The organism is Undibacterium sp. TJN19 (assembly GCF_049339485.1).
GTDB lineage: Bacteria > Pseudomonadota > Gammaproteobacteria > Burkholderiales > Burkholderiaceae_D > Undibacterium.
Map to the genome: position 1 here is coordinate 20,591 of NZ_JBMPPL010000011.1, position 21,327 is coordinate 41,917.

Sequence of the window (21,327 nt, forward strand, 5' to 3'; positions counted from 1 at the left end):
TTAACCATCAGTCATTCCAATAAACGTACCCAGAGCTTTTTTCGTCAGCGCTAACAGATTTTAGTAAATGAACTGGCACCATCGTTGCTGAAAGCGATGGTGCCTGTTACATCAGACGTTACGGGCGTAGTGCAATTCCACCTGATGTGTTTGCTTGTCATCAAGCAGCTTGATGGTCAGATTGTCGACGGCCATGCCATCTACCACCAACACCGTTTTTGCCCCGGGTGTCTCGTCGAAGTTGACGGTAATCTGGTAACTGCTGTCCAGATAGTGATATTGCATGGTGAAAGTTGTCCAGTCAGCGGGCAGGCATGGATTGATCGTCAGGGTGTTAGCTTGCCGTTTCAGGCCCAGCAATGACTCCATGATGAAGGTGTACATCCAGCCGGCAGAGCCGGTGTACCAGGTCCAGCCACCACGGCCTATATGTGGTGCAACGGCATACACATCCGCTGCAACTACATAAGGTTCCACCTTGTAGCAGGCGATGGCAGTTGCTGAGTTACCATGATTGATAGGATTGATGATCTGGAATGCCTCCCATGCACGTGCCGCATCACCGAGTTTTGCAAATGCCATCGCAGTCCAGATGGCGGCATGGGTATATTGTCCACCGTTTTCGCGCACACCTGGCACATAGCCACTGATATAGCCCGGGTTGGGCCCGGCGTGATTAAATGCCGGATTCAATAGCTGGATAATCTTGTCGTCGCGACGCACAAGACGCTTGTCTACCGATTGCATGGCGTGTTTTGCTCGTTCAGGGTCAGTTGCACCCGACAAAATGGCCCAGCTTTGTGAAATCGAATCGATTTGACATTCGACATTTTGAGCAGAACCCAGACTGCTGCCATCGTCGAAATAAGCGCGGCGATACCAGTCACCATCCCACGCATTTTTATCGATATTCATCGACAGTTGCTGTGCCTGATGGCGGCACTCATTGGCAAACTCAGTATCGTTCTGCGTCAATGCGATATCGGTGAAACGTGTCAGTACCTGATGCAGGAAGAAAGCCAGCCACACGCTTTCGCCTTTGCCCAGATGGCCGACCTTGTCCATGCCGTCATTCCAGTCACAAGAACCGATTAGCGGCAAGCCATGGCTGCCGAATCTCAAACCATGCTGTATCGCCCTGACACAATGCTGGTACAGGCTGGCGGACTGATGTGAACGTTCGGGCAGGTCGTAATAGGAATCTTCTTCCGGGTTCACCGCACGCGCCTGGATAAAGCCGATCTCTTCATCGAGGACAGCGTGATCACCGGTGCTGATCACGTAGCGGGCAACGGCCAGCGGCAACCACAAATAATCATCTGAACAATGGGTGCGCACACCACGGTCAGTTGGTGGGTGCCACCAATGCTGCACATCACCTTCAACAAACTGATGCGCAGCGCAACGCAATAACTGTTCGCGTGCCAGTCTTTGTTCGCTATGCACCAGGGCCATCGTGTCCTGTAACTGATCACGGAAGCCAAATGCGCCACCCGATTGGTAATAGCCACTGCGCGCCCACAAGCGGCAAGCAATAGTCTGATACAGCAGCCAGCCATTTGCCAGCATGTTCAAACCTGCATCAGGTGTCTGTACCTGGACTGCACCCAGGGTATTGCGCCAGTAGGCGTGTATGGCAAGCAAGGCTTTTTCTGCGGCGGCACTGCTGCGCTGCTGTTGCAGCACTTGTGACACATTGCCCTGTCGTCTGTCCGCCAGCCCCAGGATAAAGACAATTTCTTTTTCCTGGCCAGGGTTTAGTTCGAACTGCACCTGTAAGGCCGCGCACGGGTCAAGACCGGCACCGGTCTTGCCGGACAAGCGTACCCGTTCCAGTGCTGCCGGGTTTCGCAAAGAGCCATTACGGCCTATGAATTCATTACGGTCACCAGTGCAGGTGTAGTTGTTGGCATCAACACCAAAGAACGCCGTACGCCCTGGAAACTCGGTATTGTAGGGGTTGCGTGCCAGCAGACAGCCGCTGGCTGCATCAGCTTCCGTCACGATATGCATGGCAGATTTGGGACGCAGATCGCCCAGCACCCATTCAACATAGCCGGTGGCAGACATTTTTCTCTGCTGGTCGCCATCGTTGCGGATACGCAGCACTGAATACTTGATGGCCGAGTCCAACGCGACATAAACAGACAGTTCTGACCTGATACCGGATTCCGTATGCGTGAATACGCTATACCCAAAGCCATGTCGTGTCTGGTAGTCACCATTGCCGCGGCGGGGCAGCGCAGTGGGCGACCAGAATTCACCACTTTCTTCATCGCGCAAATAAAAGGCTTCACCACTGGTGTCGCTGACGGGATCATTGTGCCAGGGCGTCAAGCGGAATTCGTGCGCATTTTCTGCCCAGGTATAGGCTTGCCCGCTTTCAGAAATAACACTGCCAAACTGCGGATTTGCCAATATGTTCACCCAAGGCGCAGGTGTCACCTGGCCAGGGCTGCTGGTAATCACATATTCTCGCCCGTCGGCTGAAAAGCCGCCAATGCCGTTGAAAGAATGCAGGGGTTCGATTTCTGTCTGCTGGTCAACGCTGGTTGTTAATGTACCAGATGGTTTCGCCAGCCTGACCGGTATCAATTTTTGCATGCGCAGCTCTTGCAGGTCGCGCCGGTTTAATTGCTCTACCAATGTGCCGAGCTGATCGCTCAATATGACCCGTGCTACGGATTGAAACAGGATTCTGTCTTCATTCGAAATCTGTTCAACCAGACGCACGAAAATACCACCAGGCCGTTCTATGGCATGGGTACCGATCACCGACGAGATCAGGCCCATAATCTGCTCTTGCAGTTCCTGGCGGTAATTTGCATGGTCTTCATTCCAGATCACCAAGTCTACCGCCAGACCTTTTGAGCGCCAGTAGGCGTGGGCCTGTACCAGTTGTCTCACCAGTTCTATATTGTCCAGGTGGTTGATTTGCACCAGGACGATAGGTAAATCACCCGAGATGGCATAACTCCATAAGCCAGACTGGCCGCGATGATTGCGCGACAACACATTATGATCGGCACGCAGCAGGGGATTAACGTAGATGACAGAATTCGCCAGACGGCCATATAGCTGGGCGTCTGTTTCAGTGGCATTCAATTGTCGCAAAACCACCTGACTATGGGTCCAGGACAGGCCGATGACGCGTTCTGCCAAATGCTGGTCCTGGTATTTTTCTATGAGGCCCAGACAAAGCGAGCGGTTTTCAGCAATACCAGTAACAACGTCAATGGTGACGCTCTGTTCCGCTTCCAGCGTGATCTGGCAGCGTATCGCGACGATAGGGTCAAGTACCGAGCCTTCGCTGCCAGATAGCCTGCGCACGCGCATGGCATCGGGCGCTTCTAGCGTATTGCAACGACCGATGAATTTCATGCGGTCAGTTTCATAAGACACCTTGTCGGTTTCGGCACCATGCACTGCCATCAGATGGAACATGCTGGGCACTTTTTCATTGGTTGAACGTGGCCGGCGTGTACACAAAATCGCATGTTGCTGTTGCAGTATTTCGGTTTCGACAAACAGTTTATTGAACGCCGGATGCATGGCATCAGCAGCGGCAGATGTCAGTACTACTTCGGCATAAGTGGTAAAGTCAATAGTCCGGCGATGGCGCGAACGGTTAATGATCTTGGTACGGCGCAACTCAATATCATCTTCAGGCGACACAACGATTTCAGTGTGCATGTCTAGGTTATAGTCACTGCGACGGAACTCTGCGCGGCCTTCCGAGAAAATTACTTCATAGTTATCAGAATTTACGAGGCATGGCTGATAGGCAGTTGACCAGAAACGGCCGTTATCAACATCGCGTACATAGCAGAAAGTACCCCAGTGATCACGCGTGCTGTCTTCATTCCAGCGGGTTACTGCCAGGTCATTCCAGCGGCTGTAACTACCTCCGACATTGGTAATCATCACGTGATAACGTCCATTCGACAGTAGCTGTACTTCTGGCGTGCGGGTGTTCACATGGTGCAGTACGCGTAATGGTAATTCCTGATCTGCATCGCTGCTGCGGATATCTGCCAGCTCTGTCGTATTAGAATAATTGGCAGTTGCCTTGGGCACGCGTTCATGCAACAAGGACATGGTTGCCTGGAACAAAGGGTCAGACTCAAAGCGTTTTTGCAAAGGGCGATCAAGCAGCAGGTAGGCCAATGACAAAAATCCCATGCCCTGATGATGAACCATGAACGAACGGATAATGGCATGCGTCTGTCCACGTGGCAGGCGTGACGAGGTGTAGTCTATGGCTTCAAAGAAACCGTAATTGCCTTCAAAGCCCTGTGCAGACAATTGTTCAAGGTTACTGCATGCTTCTTCCGGCTTGACCATCAGCGCCATCATGGACGCATACGGGGCAATCACCAGGTCATCACCCAGACCGCGTTTAAAGCCTAATCCAGGCACACCAAATGCACGGTATTGGTAGTTCAGATGGGCATCGAAAGTGTTATAGCCAGATTCGGAAATGCCCCAGGGTACGCCGCGTTGCTGCGCATAATCGATTTGTCTTTGTACTGCCGAATGATAGGTTTGCTCAAGCAGGGTATTTTGATAGGTTGGCATGACCAGCAAGGGCATCAGGTATTCAAACATCGAGCCGCTCCAGGACAGCAATATCGGCTCGCCACCTGCAATGGTTAACTGGCGACCCAATGCAAACCAGCTCTCCTGTGGTAATTGCCCCTGAGCAATGGCAACAAATGTCGCCAGCCTGGCTTCTGACGCGAGTAAATCGTAGCAACTGGCATCGCGCCGCCTGTCGTTGACGTTGTAACCGATGACCAGCAAATGCGTGCTCGGATCATAAAGGAAATCATATTCCATGCTGGCGAAATCACCCGATTGCTGCACCAATTGTCCGATTTGCAGAATCCTGTCATTGGCACGGGCACTCGCATTTACGAGGTGTGTGGAGAGCTCGCTACTTGTGCCGACGGCATCGGGACCTTGTCCTGCCAGACCATCTTCTGGCAAAAGGGAAAGCTGATTGCCCAGTCTTGTCAATTCCTGCAATGTTGGTATGCGGTCCAGCTCAGGATGGCTTTGTATCCAGTTTGCTGCTCTAATGTCATTTATCCAGGGCAGCAGGTGGGTGATTTCATCAAGCTGATCATGGCATTGCTTGCGCAGGCTGGTCGCCCATAAGTGCGCAGGCGTCTCTAGCGAGGTTGACAGACTGGAGAAAAAGTCGTCGGCCTGGCGCGTCAGGCTGATCAGGCCTTCATTGATTGCAATCAGTGAAGTGCATGTTGACTGGCATAGCAGATTGAGATCCGTTCCGAACTTGCTTAACTGACCGGCCTGGCTGTCAGAAACGGTCTCACGCAGAATCTGGTAAGTATCGCGCAAGCCGCAAAACAGGCGAGGGTGGCAGACAGGTGCATCAATCAGTTCATTCAAGCCGGGGCGCAGGGTCAGCAGATGACCGGCAAGATTGCCGCTATCTACAGTAGACACGTACAAGGGATAGAGCGGTTTCAGCGTCGTGGTGTCATACCAGTTATAGAAGTGACCTTGATAACGTTCCAGCATTGCCATGCTGGTAAAAGTGTTTTGCGTACGCAGTAGAAGTTGACCAGCCGTGATATAACCAAAATCATGGGCCGCCAGATTGGCGAGCAGGGACAGGCCGATGTTGGTCGGTGAGGTACGATGGGCAATCACTGCAACCGGTTGTTGCTGCACATTGTCAGGTGGCAGCCAATTGTCTTCGGCACCGACATAGGTCTCAAAGAACAGCCAGGTTTTTCGTGAAAGTGCATGCAAAAAACCGGTTTGCTGAATCGACAGTTTGGTGTCGCGATGCGTTTTGGCGCGACTGATCCAGTAAGCGATGATTGGCGATACAGTCCACAGCAATAAAATTGGCAGTGCAGCGTAAAGAGCTGGCAAATTGTAGACACTTATATAAACTGCGGTAGCCAGTGCAAAAACAGGTGCAATCCACATGCTGCGCAGGGTTGTAAACAGTCCGTTTTTTGACTGGGTGTTGCTGATGCTGGAGGGGTTCCATTCCAGCAGATGACGGTTGGAAATCGTGATGCGCCATTGCGTACGGACGATGGCATCCAAGTTTATCCATGCTTCAAATGGCAGGAAAATAAGTGTGAGCGAAGCATGGATGAAATGCTGGGTAGTCGCACCAAACAAAGAAGAGATGTGCTGGCGCAACAGCATATCTTCAGGCGGTTTGAGAAGATTGACAGCAAAAGCACTTAATGTCGGCAGCAACAAGAGCAGTAACGCGGCCAGTGTCCAAAGCCAGGCCGTGCCCATTGTTGCCCACCCAATGACCAGAAAAGCAGTGAAAGCCAGTGGCACAAGGCTGCGGCGAAGATTATCCAGCAATTTCCAGCGTGACAATGAAGACAGGCAGTTTGGCGGGCTTTGTACCACACCAGTCGCTTTATCTTTCGGGCCAGGCACATGCGGGAGCAGCCACGACGCAATTTGCCAGTCGCCACGTATCCAGCGATGGCGGCGGCGTATGTCTGCCAGATACGTCGATGGATATTCTTCATACAATTGGACATCACTCAGTAAACCTGACCTTGCATAGCACCCTTCCAGCAAGTCATGACTGAGTACGCGGTTCTCAGGCATGCGGTCTTTGAGTGCGTGTTCAAAGGCATCAATATCGTAGATGCCTTTGCCGATGAAAGAGCCTTCGCCAAACACATCCTGGTAAACATCTGAGACACTGCGTGTATAAGGATCAATGCCGGCTTCACCACCGCATAACAGTTCGTAATACGATGCATTACTGCCTGGAAGGCTGACAGCAACACGCGGTTGCAGGATGCCATAGCCTTCGGTAACCCGCTGTAATTTTTCATCATAAACAGCACGGTTGAGTGGATGTGCCATGGTGGCGACAAACTTGCGGGCAGCATCGCGTGGTAATTCGGTGTCTGTGTCGAGGGTGATGACGTATTTGACTCTTTCCAGGCCATTGGTATTGCCAATGATTAAGTTAAAGGCGTCAGCTCTTTCTCCACGCAAGAAGCTGTTCAGAGCACTGAGCTTGCCACGTTTGCGTTCATAGGCCATCCAGACCTGTTCTTGTTGGTTCCAGACGCGTGGTCTGTGCAAGGCAATAAAGTGATCACCATTGGAACGTAAATATTTTTTATTCAGTTCTTCGATGTTGCGGCTGAGGTGTGCCAACAGCTCAGCGTCGCTTGCCAGATTTTCTTCGCTGGCATCTGAAAAATCAGTCAGCAGACAAAATCGCAGATTGGCATCATTATTTGCGAGGAAGCGTACTTCCATTGCCTCGGTCAGGCTGTCAATATTCTGTTGCGTAAATATGATGGTTGGTACAACCACCAGGGCGCTTGAGTCTGTTGGAATGCCATTGGAAAAATCCATGCGTGGCAGTGGACGGGGCAGGGCGATCAAGGTCGCTACCCAGTTCACCATGGATAGCGCCAACTGGCTGCTGATGAGTGCACTGACAAGGGCAAATATAGCCAGCAAATAATAGTCACTTTGATTTTGACGCGCCTGGTTCAATAGCAAGGCACAGCACACCAGAGTCAAAATGGCGATGCTGCCGGTATAGACGCTGAAGACCGAGTTGCGCCCGGCTTGCCTGATCGTCTCTCGTAACGTCAATTTGATCGCAGCCTTGCGCTCCAGTTCACTTTGCCCCTTACCGACTAAAAAATAGCCGACATGGGCACTGCGGTCTGCATTACCCTTTTGGGCTGCATTTTCATTGGCAAACGAAATCGCCTGGTCTGCGACCTGGACTTCTGTCAGTGTGCTTTGCTTGGCAATTTTCTCTATCGCATGCCGATATAAGTCACGGGTGGCGAAATCCATCTGACCATAGATGTTTGCCGGGTCGTTTCGCAGACTGCGGTCAACTGCGCTCATGTTTTCGACAAATTCACGCCAGTCCATCGCCGTTAAAAAACGCAAGCTGCCAATGCTGTTGCTGATGGAAATCTGGTCTGCGGCCTGCTGCTGCGATTCCAGGTGAACCAGTTGTTCTATGGTTTGCCCAGTTTCTCCCAGGCGCTGGGAAAGCCAGTTCAAGGGCAATGCCAGTGCGGGCCCCTGCCCTTGCAGACGGCGTACCAGTTCGGCTACAAAAGAGCTATCCATCGGTGGATTGGAACGCGACATATCAGCCACCAGCAAGATCAGGTTGCTGGGGTCTTTCTCAGCGGTTTCAGCCATTCTTTCTGCCCACAAGGTGGCCAGATTGCGATGATTGTGTGTGACTGCCAGGCGTGCCGCGACGCGTCGCAAGTTCTCTATGAGTGCCAACCTCAGCATGATGGGAATCGCCCACAGCTCACCCAGTTTAAGTATGGAAACCAGCTGATAGGCATTGATAAAGCGGCTCAGGTTTTCCGGGTCCACCCGGCCATCTCCATGAGAGATGGTTTCCAGCGCAATGTCGTACACGCGCGGGTGTCCTGCTGAGTTGCCATGTAAGAGTCGTGGCAGTTCCTTGCTGTAATTCTTAGGTAAATGACGTTTCGCGGTGCGTATCTGTTCTTCGATGAGATAGAAGTTATCCAGTAACCAGGCGGCCGCCGGCGTGACCTGATGCCCCTGTTTGATGGCTTCAGTCAGCAGGCTACACGAATCCATGATCAGGGTTTCGTTCTCTGCGAGGCGTTTGAGCAACTGATCTGGTACTGATACCAGACTTAATTTATGGTTGCTGGCTAATATTCGTCCATGCTGCTCCATCTGCAAGGCACTGAACAGTTCCGCTCTCAACGGTGCCTCTGGAATAGTATTGTCACCAGATGAACCTGATTGAAAGGGATCGCTTTTCCACATATTTTTTATATGATGGAGTCCATCGGAAAATAGAGTTTTTACTTGTTTCAAGTTGTTCACTTCTTTCTGTCTGCGATCGCAGCGTTACATTCATTTTCAACTGGATTTTTGCAGGCAAGCTATCGCATGTCAGGGGATAAGCATTTGCAAGATGCGCGAAATTTCTGGTATCGATTCGGCTAAATATTCATGCAGCATATGGCTTGACATACTAGTGCGTAGTGATAAAAAAGTACGTTCGTTACCGCACATTGTCATCTGCATCGCTGTCCTTAATAAAAACAGCGCAAGAACTGCGCTTGTTGAACGAAATGTACGCCAGCGCACAGACCATTGTGTTAGTCAGGTCTATAACGTTCTCCAGCAAGCTGGAAAATTATGGATATTTTATGGATGTTTATCGGAGAGAAAAATGAACAAGAATCTACAACACTGTATCTATGGAATTTGCGGAGCTGCGATCGTCACTATGCTGGGTTGCAGCAGTATGAAAACACCTGCCACGGCAGAGGTGGCTGTTTCTAATGCGGCAGTTGATAACGCCGCTGTCGCCGGTGGAAGCGAATTTGCCCCAGCAGAAATGAATTCTGCGCGTGAAAAAATGGCACTCGCCAATAAGGCCATGGAAGCCAAAGATTATAAATTGGCTTCAGACCTGGCAACCCAGGCACAGGCAGACGCGAAGCTGGCGCAGGCAAAAGCCAATTCCGCAAAGGCACAAAAAGCAGCAAATGCCCTTCAAGACGATATCAGGGTTTTGCGTGACGAACTGGAACGCGCAAATAATAAATAACAAAGCAACGAAGCCCAACGTCATAGATGCTGTTTGCTGACACCAATATACAGCATCATTTCATTTAATTAAGAAATTCTAAGGAATGATCATGAATAAAAAAATATTTACTCCTGCTGCATTACTACTGGCTATGGTACTAACTGCCTGCAGCACCATGCCAAAATCGACCAGTTTGCTGGATCAGACGCGTATGGATTATCAATCAGCACAAAATAACCCTAATACGCTCAGTATGGCACCTTTGGAAATGCAGCAAGCTACCGCCGCAATGAATGATGCCAATAATGCTGCAAAAAATAATGAGAGCAGCGAGACTATCGACAAATTGGCCTATCTTGCGAAACAGAAGATTGGTGTAGCGCAAGAGCTCACAAAGCAAAAAATGGCAGAAGCCAGCGTAGCTAACGCAGCTAAGATACGTGATCAAATGCGACTTGAGCAACGTACTAACGAAGCTGATCAAGCCAAAGCCCAGGCAGAACAGGCAAAATTAGCTGCTCAAATAGCTCAGGCAGAAGCCAGCGATGCACAAAAGCGGGCGATGGAAGAACAAAGGAAAGCACAGGAAGAACAAGCCAGAAATCAGGAAGCACAAAGCCGTAACGCGGCATTGGAAGCGCAATTGGCGGACCTGAAAGCCCAGACTACCGAGCGTGGAATTATCATTACCCTGGGTGATGTGTTGTTTGGTGTAGATCAGGCAAAACTGACGCCAAATGGAATGCGCACAACGCAAAAGCTTGCAGATATCCTTAACGGAAATATGCAGAGAACGGTGCTGGTTGAAGGTTATACAGATAACACGGGATCTGCCCCGCACAATCAGGATTTATCTGAACGACGTGCGTCTGCTGTACGTAGTGCCTTGCAATTGATGGGAATCGCTCCAGAGCGTATTTCAATACGGGGCTATGGTGAAAAATATCCTGTAGCGCCAAATGACAATGCACAAAACCGTCAGTTGAATCGTCGCGTTGAAATCGTATTGTCTGACGCGAACGGCAAGATTAATCAACGTTAAGCCGAATCATCAATTTTGATTTCCACTTGTCAAATAAAGGAAAAATGATGAATCATCGTACCTATATAAAACGCGTGCTACCTGCCGTTTCGACAGCTTTGCTATTGAGCTTGGGTGCATGTAATAAGGCACCAGATACAAGTGCACCCAATGCATCAACTACCATAGGGGTAGAAATTGACGACGCAGTCATTACAACGAAGGTAAAAACTGCCTTGATGAATGACGAAACCATCAAGAGTATGGATGTGAAAATCGAAACCCGTAAAGGCGAAGTCATGCTAAGTGGGTTTGCTGACAACCAGACCCAGATTGACCGTAGCGTCTCTGTTGCCCAAACCATAGAAGGGGTGAAAAAGATCGACAACAAACTGGCTCTGAAAGAAGGCAAGCAGACCGTCGGCAACAAGATTGATGATAGCGTTATTACAGCTGGTGTAAAGGCTGCCATGCTGGCAGACACACAGGTCAAAAGTATGGACATATCCGTCGTCACCAGAAAAGGTGAAGTGCAATTAAGCGGCTTTGTTGATAACGACGCGCAATCTGCACGGGCAATCGAGATTGCCAAAGGTATTTCCGGCGTTGTTAATGTTATCAATAACTTGAGTATCAAAAAATAGTGCACCCAGGCTGAACACTAGTTTTGCCGATATGGGTATCGGTGTGGGGGAGGGTATCGATTATTTGATGCGCTTCCCCCAGTCTTTTAATCCTCTATCTTTTCAATAAGCTCCACAATAAGCTCCATACCCTGCCAGGAAGATCAATGAGTACCCCAGAAAAAAATAGTCATACTCCGCCTGAATCCACAGACGAGAAAATACAAAAAAAGGAAGACGCTCTGGATGAGGCACTGGAAGAAGGTTTTCCTGCCAGCGACCCGGTCGCCATATCAATCACGCCGAAAATCAAAAAGCCAGCGACAAACTGATTTATTGATGTTAATCGCCAGTTGCTTATGTTTACGATAATACGATGGCTTTTACCATGCGCAATTTGCGCCTGCGCCATCAATCACTTCGATGACTATCATTAACTTCCCTGCGTCTGACATCAACGACCAGGCAGCTATATATGGGGCATAGTATTGATTGATATCAGCAAGGTCCCCAAGAAGTTTTGGCGAAAAAGCCTGACTTCTCATTGTAATCGTGGATACGCTATAGTCCAAAGGGTAAGTGGTCAGCGCACCAGATGATAGTGATGCCCAGGCTACTTCTATTGTTATCCGTACTTTCAGGGTAGAACGTATGGCATCAATGAATAGCTGGATCCAGCTGGCGTGTTCTGTGATGGTGCCTTCATTGCCTGGCTGGAAATGTAGATTATACAGATTTGAGAATGAAGTATGTACTATCATACCAAACGCCATTCTTGCTCTAGATTACAGCCAATATTCCAGCCGCCTCGCCATCCATTCCTTAAACTTGTTGGTGAAGGGTCTTTGCTGCCACTCATTGATATTTATTTTTGTGGAGAGACGCAAATCTTCTTTAAAGGCATTTTCCATAGCCTGGGCGAATTCCGGATCGATAATGACGACATTGATTTCCTTATTGTGCAGAAAGCTTCTAGTGTCAATATTGGTCGATCCCACAGTGGACCAGACCTCATCGATGACGGCGGTTTTCGCGTGAAGAACGGCCACTTGTAACTGGTAAATTTGTATGCCACCTTCCAGCATTTCGCTATAAAAAGACTGCGCAGCATGAAATACCAGGCCGCTATCGGTCACACCAGGCAAGACCAGCTTTACCTCGACGCCCCGTTTGGCAGCTGCAATTAAGGCTTGTAAAATTTGTGCATCTGGAACAAAGTAAGCTGATGTTATATGAATGGATTTTTTTGCCTCCTGTATCGCCAGCATATACGCTTTATAGATTGCGTGATTGCTCTCGGAATCACTGGCGAGTATGCGCACCAGTTTGTTGCCTTTTTCCTTAAGAGGAGGGAAATACAGTTTGTCAGCTAGTTCTATGCTGCTTTCAGAAGACCAGGTATCAAGAAAAACCCATTGCAGCGCAGCTACCGCAGGCCCTTCAATTTTGATATGGGTATCGCGCCAGCCCACTTTACTATCTTTTTTATTCTTGGAGCGGAACAGCGAACTATTGGCGTAACTGGCGCTGATATTGACACCACCTGTGAACGCAACTTCACCATCAACGATAAGAATTTTCCTATGGTCGCGCTTGTTAGGTTCCCATGGGCCATTCAATTTCAAAGGATTGACAGGGTTAAATGCCAGCATCTGAATGCCGGCATCTTTCATCTTGTCGAAAAATGTCTGAGGTGTGCCTATTGTGCCAATACTGTCGTAAATAATATTAACCTGTATTCCATCTCGTTGCCGCGCGATGAGAAGGTCAGCAAACTGATTTCCAAGTTCATCCTGATCAAAGATATAGGTTTCCAGGTGAATATGATCTTTTGCTTGTCTGATCGCATCCATCATTGCTGCCATCGTCTGTGGGCCGTCGAATAGCAAGGTGACTTGATTGCCTGCAATTAATGGGCGTCCCGTCACTTCTTCTTCCAGCGCCGCCAGCGCGGCCAGGTCCGTGCTCGACTTTTTCCATCTCTGACGTAGCAAGGCAGTCGTTTTTTTTGTACTTAACGCGCCCTGGGCGTTGCTTACCGTAGGAGCGCTTGTGCGATCACCTGACTGGACTTCGGATTTATCCAGATAGTTGATTTCCGGCAAACCAGCACAGGCGTTCAACATCAGTACGAACGCTGTTATTGTGGCGTAATGGATGAATTTAATGCTGAATCCCATACTGCCTCCTGATGTGGGTGTCTGACAAAGGTCGAAGTACCAAGTAATTCGATCTGATATGTAATTTTTATGAAAAGTGGGCCGTTAAGAAATCTCTGGTCAGGGATACTAAGCGACCTTGGTTTGGGTTAAACGTGTAGCCGTAGGACGCTACATTGTGATGGCAACCTTCAGTACCCCATCGCGCTGATTAGCGAATAAGTCGTACGCTTCTTCGATCTGATCAAGCTTGAATCTATGCGTTACCATTGATTCTAGATTGACTCGCCCCGAGGCAACCACGTTCATCAGGCGACGCATACGTTCTTTTCCACCCGGGCAAAGTGTGGTGATAATTTTGTGATTACCCAGACCTGCCGCAAATGCATCCAGCGGCAAGCTAATTTTCCCGGAATAAACACCGAGGCTGGACAATCTTCCACCTGGCTTCAGGGCGCGCAAGCAGCTTTCAAATGTCAATTGTGTTCCCAGCGCTTCAATAGCGACATCAACACCTTGTCCCTTGGTCAGACGCATGATTTCAGTGAGCGGGTCCGTTTTGTTATAATCTATTGTGATATCCGCACCCAGTTGCTTCGCCATTTCCAGGCGACCTGGTATGCCATCGACAGCGATAATCAAGCTGGCACCGCGTAGTTTTGCACCTGCCGTGGCACATAAACCGATGGGGCCTTGGGCAAAAATGACGACACTATCGCCTATCTTGATCTCTCCACTTTCAGCGCCACCAAAACCGGTACTCATGATGTCGGGGCACATCAGCACCTGTTCATCGCTTAAACCGTCAGGTATGACTTCCAGATTAGACATGGCGAAAGGAACCAGCAGATATTCTGCCTGGCAGCCATCTATGGTATTTCCAAAACGCCATCCACCCGCAGCTTTTCCGCCACATTGCGAATGCTGGCCATCAAGACAGGAATAGCATTGTCCACATGGCGAGATGGCACCTACAACCACACGTTGCCCTAGCGTATAGCCAGTAACACCTTCCCCCAGCGCGGCAATAATACCAACTGGCTCATGGCCTATCGTCAAACCAGGTTTGACAGGATATTCACCTTTCAGAATGTGAATATCAGTTCCACAGATCGTGGTTGTCGTAATTTTGATCAATGCTTCGCCGGGGCCTACGATTGGAATAGATTTTTCTTCTATCGCAATCTTTCCCGGGCGAATATAAACAGCGGCTTTCATCTTGGTCATCGAAATCTCCTGGTAGCGTTATCAAACAGCTTGAATTGAATTTTCTGCGCTGGAAGATTTCGACAATAAGTGAACTAACATGAACTCAGTTTGCGTTGGCGCAAAACCAGCGCTGTATTTTGAGACTTAAGTTTCTGAAGTTAAGCTGCTTCCCGGTAAAGAAGTAGTTTTAAATATGTTCAATCTGCATTTAAATATTGGCGTATTCGCCATGCTGTCTTTTCCAGACATCTTCACGGCTTTTGTCTACCGTCTCTATGTCGCGGATTGGATCCGTACAATCAGAATGCGCAGTCAGACTGGATTCAAAATTTTGCAAGTGTTGACCAGAAACACCCCAGGCCAGCAAAAGCCCGATTGTGCTGCCAATCAATGTGCCGAGTATGGTACCCGTCGTGGCTGCATTCAAAGGATGTGTTACCAGCAAATCGAGACCAGGAACACGAAATGGTGAGATTAACACCGCGAGAGTGGCAACAATAGCTCCTATAGCTCCGCCAACCACCGCTCCGATGGTAAAGCCGGCAATCATATTGGAGCGCGTTTCTGTTTCCTGGTATTGACCCGGCTCGAGCCAGAATGAGAGTGTTGAGGCGCCATCGCATGAATCACGTTCGTATCGAAAATCGCTGCGTCTCGTCATGGGACGTTTGCTAACCATCATCGGTTTACGAAATTCTGATGACGCTGTTCCTGTCACCAGGTTTTTTGTCGTTGTCGTGTCCATGCGAATTCCTTAAAAGAGTATGCTCTTTTAAAACAAGCCCGAGCCGAGCCCGATTAAATTAAATCAGATTTTATCTATAGCGTCTTTGACTGTTTCTTTTGCATCACCAATAGATTTTTCTACTTTTCCTTCAGCTTGCTTTTGCAAACCTTTTGCTTCCTGCTCTTTGCTACCTACGAGTTTGCCGGCATTTTCCTGCACTTTGCCTGCGATGTCTTTTGCTACGCCTTTGACTTGATCTTTGTTCATGATGTTTTCCTTTAAAAAAATAAAGAGTTGAATTTTCTCAAACAGAGAGAGATACATTGCAAAAATTTAAAATGAATCAAATTGAAATAGTGAAAAATAAGTCCAACTCATTGTCGGGAAATTTTTCTTTATTTCCATATTTGTTCATTATCGAAGGTAATTGTTTGAAGAGAGTAAGTCTGTGCGATAGCGTACAAATGATATACGGATCAAGTACGCAGAAAACTGGCAGTTTCAGTAAGTTCCAAAAAATGCTGATTTGAATATTTTTATGTATGTTAAAAAAAATAATCATCAATGTTCGATACCGTACAGATAAGCATAGTGTTTTATAACAAACTTAGTCATCGGATTTCTCCGACGCTGTATTTAAAACTATTTTTTGACAATCCATTTGACACTTGCTTACGTCCGCTGGATATCTACTTCTAAGAGGAAAAAAATGAAAAAAACATTTGCGATGCTGTTGATGTGTTCCGCCACAATCTCTAGCGCAGCCTGGGCTGCTTCGAATGATGCATCAGCTACTTACAAGGCTGCAAAAGAATCAGCGACTAGCGATTACAAAACCGCACGTGCCAAATGTGATAGTTTGGCTGGCAATCCTAAAGATGTATGTGTCGCTGAAGCCAAGGCTGCACGCGTGCATACGGATGCCAATGCCAAGGCTGAATACAAAAACACATTAGCAGCGCGTACCAGTGCAGCCAAAGACATTGCTGACGCTGACTATGACGTTGCAAAAGCCAAATGCGGCAATTTGGCTGGCAATGATAAAGATGTATGTGTAAAAGAAGCGAAAGCTAATAAAGTAGTGGCTGTAGAAAATGCCAAAGCTGACAAAAAAGTGATCGATGCGCGTGTTGATGCCAATGATGAAAAACGCACCGCAGAATATAAAGTCGCCATAGAAAAATGTGATGCATTGGCAGGTGCGGCTAAAGATAATTGTGTCGCTGCAGCAAAAACGAAGTTCGGTAAATAAACCTGTTTCAACCTGGCCCTGAATGCTGTTCTACGTCGAAATAAGATGAAACGTAGACATATTCAAGGAAGTACAACTCCACTCACTTAATAAGGCTCATTATGAAAATCGCTCAACGTATAATCGTATTGTTATTTTCCGCATCCCTGCTGGCAATTGCTGGTTGCGCGGCAACGCCAACCCGTGAAGGCACTGGCGAATATGTTGATGACACCGTCATCACTACAAAGGTTAAAGCAGAAATCCTCAATGAACCTACTTTGAAATCGGCCGAAATTAATGTCGAAACGTTTAAAGGTGTTGTTCAGTTGAGCGGTTTCGTTTCCTCTGCTGCAAACATTGAAAAAGCAGCGTCAATTGCACGCAATGTCAAAGGTGTGCGTTCTGTAAAGAATGATATGCGATTGAAGTAGTCGCATCACTGGCAGTGACCTGGATAATCTGAAAGCACTGACGGATCACACAGGAAAGTAGTTTGTTTTAAAACGCACGATCTATATTTTATAGATCGTGCGTTTTTCATTATGCAGGCAGTCAAAAAACCGCTAAGAAGTTTTTTCGTGAGCTAATACTGTCTCAAGCCCAGATATCAATACCCAGTTGGTGGATTTACCTGGCAACCTGGCCACCCATACGGCCAATGATAAAGGCACGGCCTGGTTCGATGGCATGACTGTTCATGTAGATGACAGCACTCAAATCTTTAATGCCAGAAGGACATACCTGCGTAGTGTGACGTATGCCAGCTTTGTCAACCTGCTACCATAATACGTTCATCATCAATGTGACGAAGACAGTGGCGTGCAGAGAGCGACGCCGCAGTGTTTTGCGAGCTACAACACTTTGTTCAACTTCAGTAACGTCAAGAAAATGTTATTGGGTATGGCCTTGAATGTCGGTATCCTGGAGAAGGGGAAGGGGATTGGCGGCAATGGAAGTGGTTAATAATTCAAACGATCATATTTACATTGCTAATAAACGCTCTCCAGGCTTTCGAATAGTTTTCGTCAATGAAGTCGTATTTTGAATTTGTACAATAAAAAAACAGGAGCAAAAAGCTCCTGTTTTTTGTTGTATCAGTCAGTTTTTACTTTACACGCTGATCAAAAGAGAATTGTTCAATTTCTACGCGGCGATTTGGTTCCAGGCAAGCGATCAGATCAACACGTTTTTTATTGTTGCATTCGACGACTGGGTTGCTTTCACCCTTACCGACTGCATTCAAGCGTTCACCAGCAACGCCTTTATTCAATAAATAATTTTTTACAGAGTTAGCACGTTTTTCGGACAACTTCAAATTGTATTGATTGGAGCCAATGCGATCAGCATAACCTGTGATCAAAACGCGATTGATTTGCAGGTTGGCATTGAGAGCCGAGGCAATATCATCCAGTTTTGGTTGTGGTGTGCTGAGGTTAGCGCTATTAAACGCAAACAATTCTGTTGCTGACAGGGTTATTTTTTGATACTGAGGTACCGGTGGCGGTGGTGGTGGCGTAGGCACTGGGGGAGTGGCTTGGGCCATAACAACTGGTTCTGGTGGTGGTGTATAGGCCGCGGCACGGGCTGGAGCAGCGGGTTTGTCGAAGGCATAGTTGAAACCTACCGATAAAATTGAGTTGCTTGCCTGGCTGAAGCCAAAGTCATTACCACGCAGATAGCCATGCACTTTGCGCCATTCGGCTTGCGCTGACCATTGGTCGTTCAACGCAAATTGCACGCCGACCCCGGCACTGGCTGATGGTGAAGTACTGTCAGCGCCGCCGATACGGGCATTGCTGCGATCTCGTTCAATTGCAACACCCATCACCAGGTAGGGACGCACTGCTTCGCGTGAAAACATATACAACGCGTCTGCACCGAGGGTATTTTGCTGATAGCGCTTTCCGTTATTTTCTGCACGTGTGTAGCGTGCATTAATTTGCATGTCCCACATTTCAGACAAAGGTTTACCAACACGCACATCCAGACCATAGCCACGGTTTCCAGCGCCGAAAGTTTCATCCGTTTCCGCTGCATGAATATTGGAGCCTATGTACCAGGATGGGTTGTAATCAGCAGCAATGGCGCTGCTGGCGCAAAACAGGCAGGCAATCGCCGCGGGCATCATTCGTAAATTATTCATTAATAAGCTTTCATAAAGAGGTAATGCAAAAACAGGGTGACCAAAAAGGCGAACATTGGACAAGACACATCAATCTGATTTTGAAAACAGCATTTGTACTTGCCTTACGCTGGTATGCACAGTAAGCGCATTGCTTTGAATTGACCGTACGCTAACGCACAAAATCATCAATAAATGAATGATTTTCTTTTTTAAACGACAGCGCAGGGAAAAAGAGGAAAATTGAATTCCTTAATTGAATTCCTTTAAGTCGCGCTGCCCGCAATCTAACTAGGTGGGGCAGCGCACATACGGAAGTTGTATGCAGTGCTATATTTTTTGAAGCTACGTTGGCTTATGTTTTTCTAATGAATAATGTTCGTCATGTACAGACGAGAAAGACATGACGCCGCTTTGGAAAAGATAAAAGAGAGAGAACCTAAATCATGCTTTACTTGATCTGTAAATTTAATCACAGGATATGGAAAGCACACCAAATATTGCTCACCCTGTCCAGTAACGAAGCATGCCCATGAGCGCTATTCTTAATAATGCGCCTGCCAGGGCAGTATTGTACAACCGCTTTTTGGCAAACATGCCATTGGCGGAGCGGCAGGCATTGGCGGCGCATATGTGGACTGAAGAATTCGCCGTGGGCACAGTGTTATATCGTCCGGGTGAAACAATGCATACCATTTATTTTCCCAACGATTGCCTGGTCTCTTTGATGAAAGAAGTAGAAGGCCAACATGCGCTGGAAATTGCCCTGGTAGGTGGTGAAGGCATGCTTGGCTATTCTGGTACTGTCGGACAGACGCAATCGCCGGTGCGGGCGGTACTTCAGCAGGCGGGCAGCATTAATTGCGTCAGCGCTGAGCATTTTTGCATGGTCTGTGATACGCATCATCTTGTGCAGAATATGTGCCTTCTCTACAGCGAAACTTTGTTTGCGGAAGCAGTGCAAATCGCCGTTTGCAGTCATTTCCATCTGCTGGAGGCACGTCTGGCCAGATCATTGCTGACCATACGTGAGCGTCTGCAATCAGATAATTTTCACATCACGCACGAATTTCTTGCACATGCGCTTGGTGTCAGGCGGGTAGGGGTGACCAAGGCAGCCAGCTCACTTCAAAAACAGGAACTGATCGCTTATAGTCGCGGAAAAGTGACCGTACTTGATCCGCCCGGCCTGGCTTTGGTGTCATGTGCCTGTTTTCAGCAAATCGTCGGGCATGTCCCGTCAGAATTTACTCCATCCTTGAAATGAGGGTTTCAACATACCGGTCTCCATCAATTGCATCCATATTAAAACTGATGGGAGTTACATGGCGTTGTTTTCTTTAGAGTATAGTAAGTCAGCCTGTCTGATTGATTTTATTTCATATGGACTGGTCATATCTGGGCTGATTATTTACTTGATTTTTTCTGCGCCGTTTATTCATCGGTTCGAAATGCTGGTCTTGTTTGTGCTTGGCTTTTTTGCTTCAACACTGATTGAATATGGCATGCACCGCTTTATCTTGCACGGCGTGCAGCCTTTTCAGTGCTGGTACGAAATACACCATGCCCGTCCAACCGCATTGCTAGGTACTCCAATAATTCTGAGTATGGCATTGATCGCTTTCTTTGCATTTCTACCCGCTCTTTTATTAGGTGATTTATTGCTTGCTATCGCCCTGACTTTGGGCCTGAGCTGTGCCTATCTGTTCTTCACGCTTACCCATTATGCCGCGCATCACTGGCGTGCCTACCTGGTTGTTAAGCCGGAAAAAATGGCATGCCAGCCATCATCATTTTCAGAAAAATCCCTTGTGTTTTGGTGTTATTACCGGGTTCTGGGATGTAATTTTTCGTACGGCGACGACAAGAGATAAGGGCATTGAATAGTCTGTCTTTGTGCACAATCCTTAAACCGAAAGCAGATTTGCTTTGTCTGTTTGATTCAAAGAAAGAATCAAAAATGAGATCTTATAAAGAAATACAAATGGATATATGGGCTGAACTTGCATGGGAACCATCTGTCAATGCCATCCATAATAGTGTTGGTATCTTGCGTCTCGAAGCCGGCGAATGTACTGACGTTATCATCGCACGCGAAGTGGAAAGCGTGATTGAATCCACCTGTTATTTACCGGAAAACAGCATCAGGGTAATTGTTGAGAATGCCTGGGTGACTTTGCGCGGTGAAGTGGAATGGGAATTCCAGCGTAATGCATTGACGCAAAGCGTTTCCAGCCTTACGGGAATACTTGGCTTTAGCAATCAAATCCTGATTCGCCCTGAAGTGCGCTGTAATATCGCCAAGCTTGATATCGAGTCGACGATAAAACAACGGGCATCTCATGATGCACAGGACATAGTAGTAGAAGTCTCTGGAGGAAGGGTGACCTTGTCTGGTCAGGTAAGTACCCGTGCTGAACAGGATCTGGCAAGACAATCTGCCTGGGCATCGCCAGGTGTAGAGCAGGTGATAGATAATTTGACCGTCGTGAATGCAAATGAGGGGCACTCGCTAGATATGTAAGCTTGAAAGCGCTTGCAATAAATAGCATAAAAAATAGTACATCAATTATCTGTAAAAGAAAAAATTGAATCTGTAAGCGCAAAATTACAATGCAAACGTAATTGTAGTTATGGGCT

Annotated in this window: 16 protein-coding genes; 9 read left to right on the top strand and 7 right to left on the bottom strand. The window is 47.9% G+C overall.

The genetic code is table 11. From position 1 onward, the window contains the following. Positions 1–111 precede the first annotated feature (111 nt). Entirely contained in the window at positions 112–8,817 is an 8,706-nt protein-coding gene (locus ACO0LH_RS23130) for a GH36-type glycosyl hydrolase domain-containing protein (RefSeq protein ID WP_422943503.1), read from the bottom strand. Positions 8,818–8,968: 151 nt separating this feature from the next. On the opposite strand from ACO0LH_RS23130, the gene ACO0LH_RS23135 reads away from it, so the two are divergent. From ACO0LH_RS23135 to ACO0LH_RS23150, 4 genes are all read left to right on the top strand, one after another. Continuing rightward, entirely contained in the window at positions 8,969–9,610 is a 642-nt protein-coding gene (locus ACO0LH_RS23135; protein WP_422943504.1) for a DUF4398 domain-containing protein, read from the top strand. Between the two features lie 91 nt (positions 9,611–9,701). Then, positions 9,702–10,634, top strand: a complete 933-nt coding sequence (locus ACO0LH_RS23140) for an OmpA family protein (RefSeq protein WP_422943505.1) — start codon at positions 9,702–9,704, stop codon at positions 10,632–10,634. A 47-nt stretch (positions 10,635–10,681) separates the two neighbouring features. Further along, positions 10,682–11,257: a BON domain-containing protein gene (locus ACO0LH_RS23145; RefSeq protein WP_422943506.1), complete on the top strand. Its 576-nt coding sequence runs from the start codon at positions 10,682–10,684 to the stop codon at positions 11,255–11,257. 146 nt (positions 11,258–11,403) lie between these two features. Further along, a complete protein-coding gene (locus ACO0LH_RS23150; RefSeq protein WP_422943507.1) occupies positions 11,404–11,568 on the top strand; it encodes a hypothetical protein in 165 nt (54 codons plus the stop codon). A 51-nt stretch (positions 11,569–11,619) separates the two neighbouring features. Here the strand turns inward: ACO0LH_RS23150 and ACO0LH_RS23155 are convergent, their stop codons facing one another. The 5 genes from ACO0LH_RS23155 to ACO0LH_RS23175 form a co-directional block, all read right to left on the bottom strand. Next, a complete protein-coding gene (locus ACO0LH_RS23155) occupies positions 11,620–11,997 on the bottom strand; it encodes a hypothetical protein (RefSeq protein WP_422943508.1) in 378 nt (125 codons plus the stop codon). Between the two features lie 24 nt (positions 11,998–12,021). After that, positions 12,022–13,416: a cardiolipin synthase gene (gene cls / locus ACO0LH_RS23160; RefSeq protein ID WP_422943509.1), complete on the bottom strand. Its 1,395-nt coding sequence runs from the start codon at positions 13,414–13,416 to the stop codon at positions 12,022–12,024. Between the two features lie 150 nt (positions 13,417–13,566). Then, a complete protein-coding gene (locus ACO0LH_RS23165) occupies positions 13,567–14,622 on the bottom strand; it encodes an NAD(P)-dependent alcohol dehydrogenase (RefSeq protein WP_422943510.1) in 1,056 nt (351 codons plus the stop codon). Between the two features lie 190 nt (positions 14,623–14,812). Further along, positions 14,813–15,349: a hypothetical protein gene (locus ACO0LH_RS23170; protein ID WP_422943511.1), complete on the bottom strand. Its 537-nt coding sequence runs from the start codon at positions 15,347–15,349 to the stop codon at positions 14,813–14,815. Between the two features lie 63 nt (positions 15,350–15,412). After that, positions 15,413–15,598 carry a CsbD family protein gene (locus ACO0LH_RS23175; RefSeq protein ID WP_422943512.1) on the bottom strand — a complete coding sequence of 62 codons (186 nt, stop codon included), beginning with the start codon at positions 15,596–15,598 and terminating at the stop codon, positions 15,413–15,415. A gap of 382 nt (positions 15,599–15,980) precedes the next feature. Here ACO0LH_RS23175 and ACO0LH_RS23180 point away from each other — a divergent pair, with 382 nt between their 5' ends. Together ACO0LH_RS23180 and ACO0LH_RS23185 are read left to right on the top strand one after the other, a co-directional pair. After that, positions 15,981–16,583: a hypothetical protein gene (locus ACO0LH_RS23180; protein ID WP_422943513.1), complete on the top strand. Its 603-nt coding sequence runs from the start codon at positions 15,981–15,983 to the stop codon at positions 16,581–16,583. Between the two features lie 101 nt (positions 16,584–16,684). Then, positions 16,685–16,996: a BON domain-containing protein gene (locus ACO0LH_RS23185; RefSeq protein ID WP_422943514.1), complete on the top strand. Its 312-nt coding sequence runs from the start codon at positions 16,685–16,687 to the stop codon at positions 16,994–16,996. A 674-nt stretch (positions 16,997–17,670) separates the two neighbouring features. Here ACO0LH_RS23185 and ACO0LH_RS23190 read toward each other — a convergent pair. Further along, on the bottom strand, positions 17,671–18,708 hold the full coding sequence (locus ACO0LH_RS23190; RefSeq protein WP_422943515.1) for an OmpA family protein: 1,038 nt from the start codon (positions 18,706–18,708) through the stop codon (positions 17,671–17,673). Positions 18,709–19,219: 511 nt separating this feature from the next. On the opposite strand from ACO0LH_RS23190, the gene ACO0LH_RS23195 reads away from it, so the two are divergent. From ACO0LH_RS23195 to ACO0LH_RS23205, 3 genes are all read left to right on the top strand, one after another. Continuing rightward, the gene (locus ACO0LH_RS23195; RefSeq protein ID WP_422943516.1) at positions 19,220–19,954 is read left to right on the top strand and encodes a Crp/Fnr family transcriptional regulator; all 735 of its coding nucleotides are present in this window, start codon (positions 19,220–19,222) and stop codon (positions 19,952–19,954) included. 58 nt (positions 19,955–20,012) lie between these two features. After that, positions 20,013–20,561, top strand: coding sequence for a hypothetical protein (locus ACO0LH_RS23200; protein ID WP_422943517.1), 549 nt, complete (start codon positions 20,013–20,015; stop codon positions 20,559–20,561). Between the two features lie 110 nt (positions 20,562–20,671). After that, entirely contained in the window at positions 20,672–21,211 is a 540-nt protein-coding gene (locus tag ACO0LH_RS23205; protein ID WP_422943518.1) for a BON domain-containing protein, read from the top strand. Positions 21,212–21,327: the final 116 nt, after the last annotated feature.

What these genes read in the sequence shown, in the direction of transcription:
- ACO0LH_RS23130 (WP_422943503.1), bottom strand. Translation starts at nt 8,817, where the DNA reads ATGTGGAAAAGCGATCCCTTTCAATCAGGTTCATCTGGTGACAATACT.
- ACO0LH_RS23135 (WP_422943504.1), top strand. Translation starts at nt 8,969, where the DNA reads ATGCGCGAAATTTCTGGTATCGATTCGGCTAAATATTCATGCAGCATA.
- ACO0LH_RS23140 (WP_422943505.1), top strand. Translation starts at nt 9,702, where the DNA reads ATGAATAAAAAAATATTTACTCCTGCTGCATTACTACTGGCTATGGTA.
- ACO0LH_RS23145 (WP_422943506.1), top strand. Translation starts at nt 10,682, where the DNA reads ATGAATCATCGTACCTATATAAAACGCGTGCTACCTGCCGTTTCGACA.
- ACO0LH_RS23150 (WP_422943507.1), top strand. Translation starts at nt 11,404, where the DNA reads ATGAGTACCCCAGAAAAAAATAGTCATACTCCGCCTGAATCCACAGAC.
- ACO0LH_RS23155 (WP_422943508.1), bottom strand. Translation starts at nt 11,997, where the DNA reads ATGATAGTACATACTTCATTCTCAAATCTGTATAATCTACATTTCCAG.
- cls (WP_422943509.1), bottom strand. Translation starts at nt 13,416, where the DNA reads ATGGGATTCAGCATTAAATTCATCCATTACGCCACAATAACAGCGTTC.
- ACO0LH_RS23165 (WP_422943510.1), bottom strand. Translation starts at nt 14,622, where the DNA reads ATGACCAAGATGAAAGCCGCTGTTTATATTCGCCCGGGAAAGATTGCG.
- ACO0LH_RS23170 (WP_422943511.1), bottom strand. Translation starts at nt 15,349, where the DNA reads ATGGACACGACAACGACAAAAAACCTGGTGACAGGAACAGCGTCATCA.
- ACO0LH_RS23175 (WP_422943512.1), bottom strand. Translation starts at nt 15,598, where the DNA reads ATGAACAAAGATCAAGTCAAAGGCGTAGCAAAAGACATCGCAGGCAAA.
- ACO0LH_RS23185 (WP_422943514.1), top strand. Translation starts at nt 16,685, where the DNA reads ATGAAAATCGCTCAACGTATAATCGTATTGTTATTTTCCGCATCCCTG.
- ACO0LH_RS23190 (WP_422943515.1), bottom strand. Translation starts at nt 18,708, where the DNA reads ATGAATAATTTACGAATGATGCCCGCGGCGATTGCCTGCCTGTTTTGC.
- ACO0LH_RS23195 (WP_422943516.1), top strand. Translation starts at nt 19,220, where the DNA reads ATGAGCGCTATTCTTAATAATGCGCCTGCCAGGGCAGTATTGTACAAC.
- ACO0LH_RS23200 (WP_422943517.1), top strand. Translation starts at nt 20,013, where the DNA reads ATGGCGTTGTTTTCTTTAGAGTATAGTAAGTCAGCCTGTCTGATTGAT.
- ACO0LH_RS23205 (WP_422943518.1), top strand. Translation starts at nt 20,672, where the DNA reads ATGGATATATGGGCTGAACTTGCATGGGAACCATCTGTCAATGCCATC.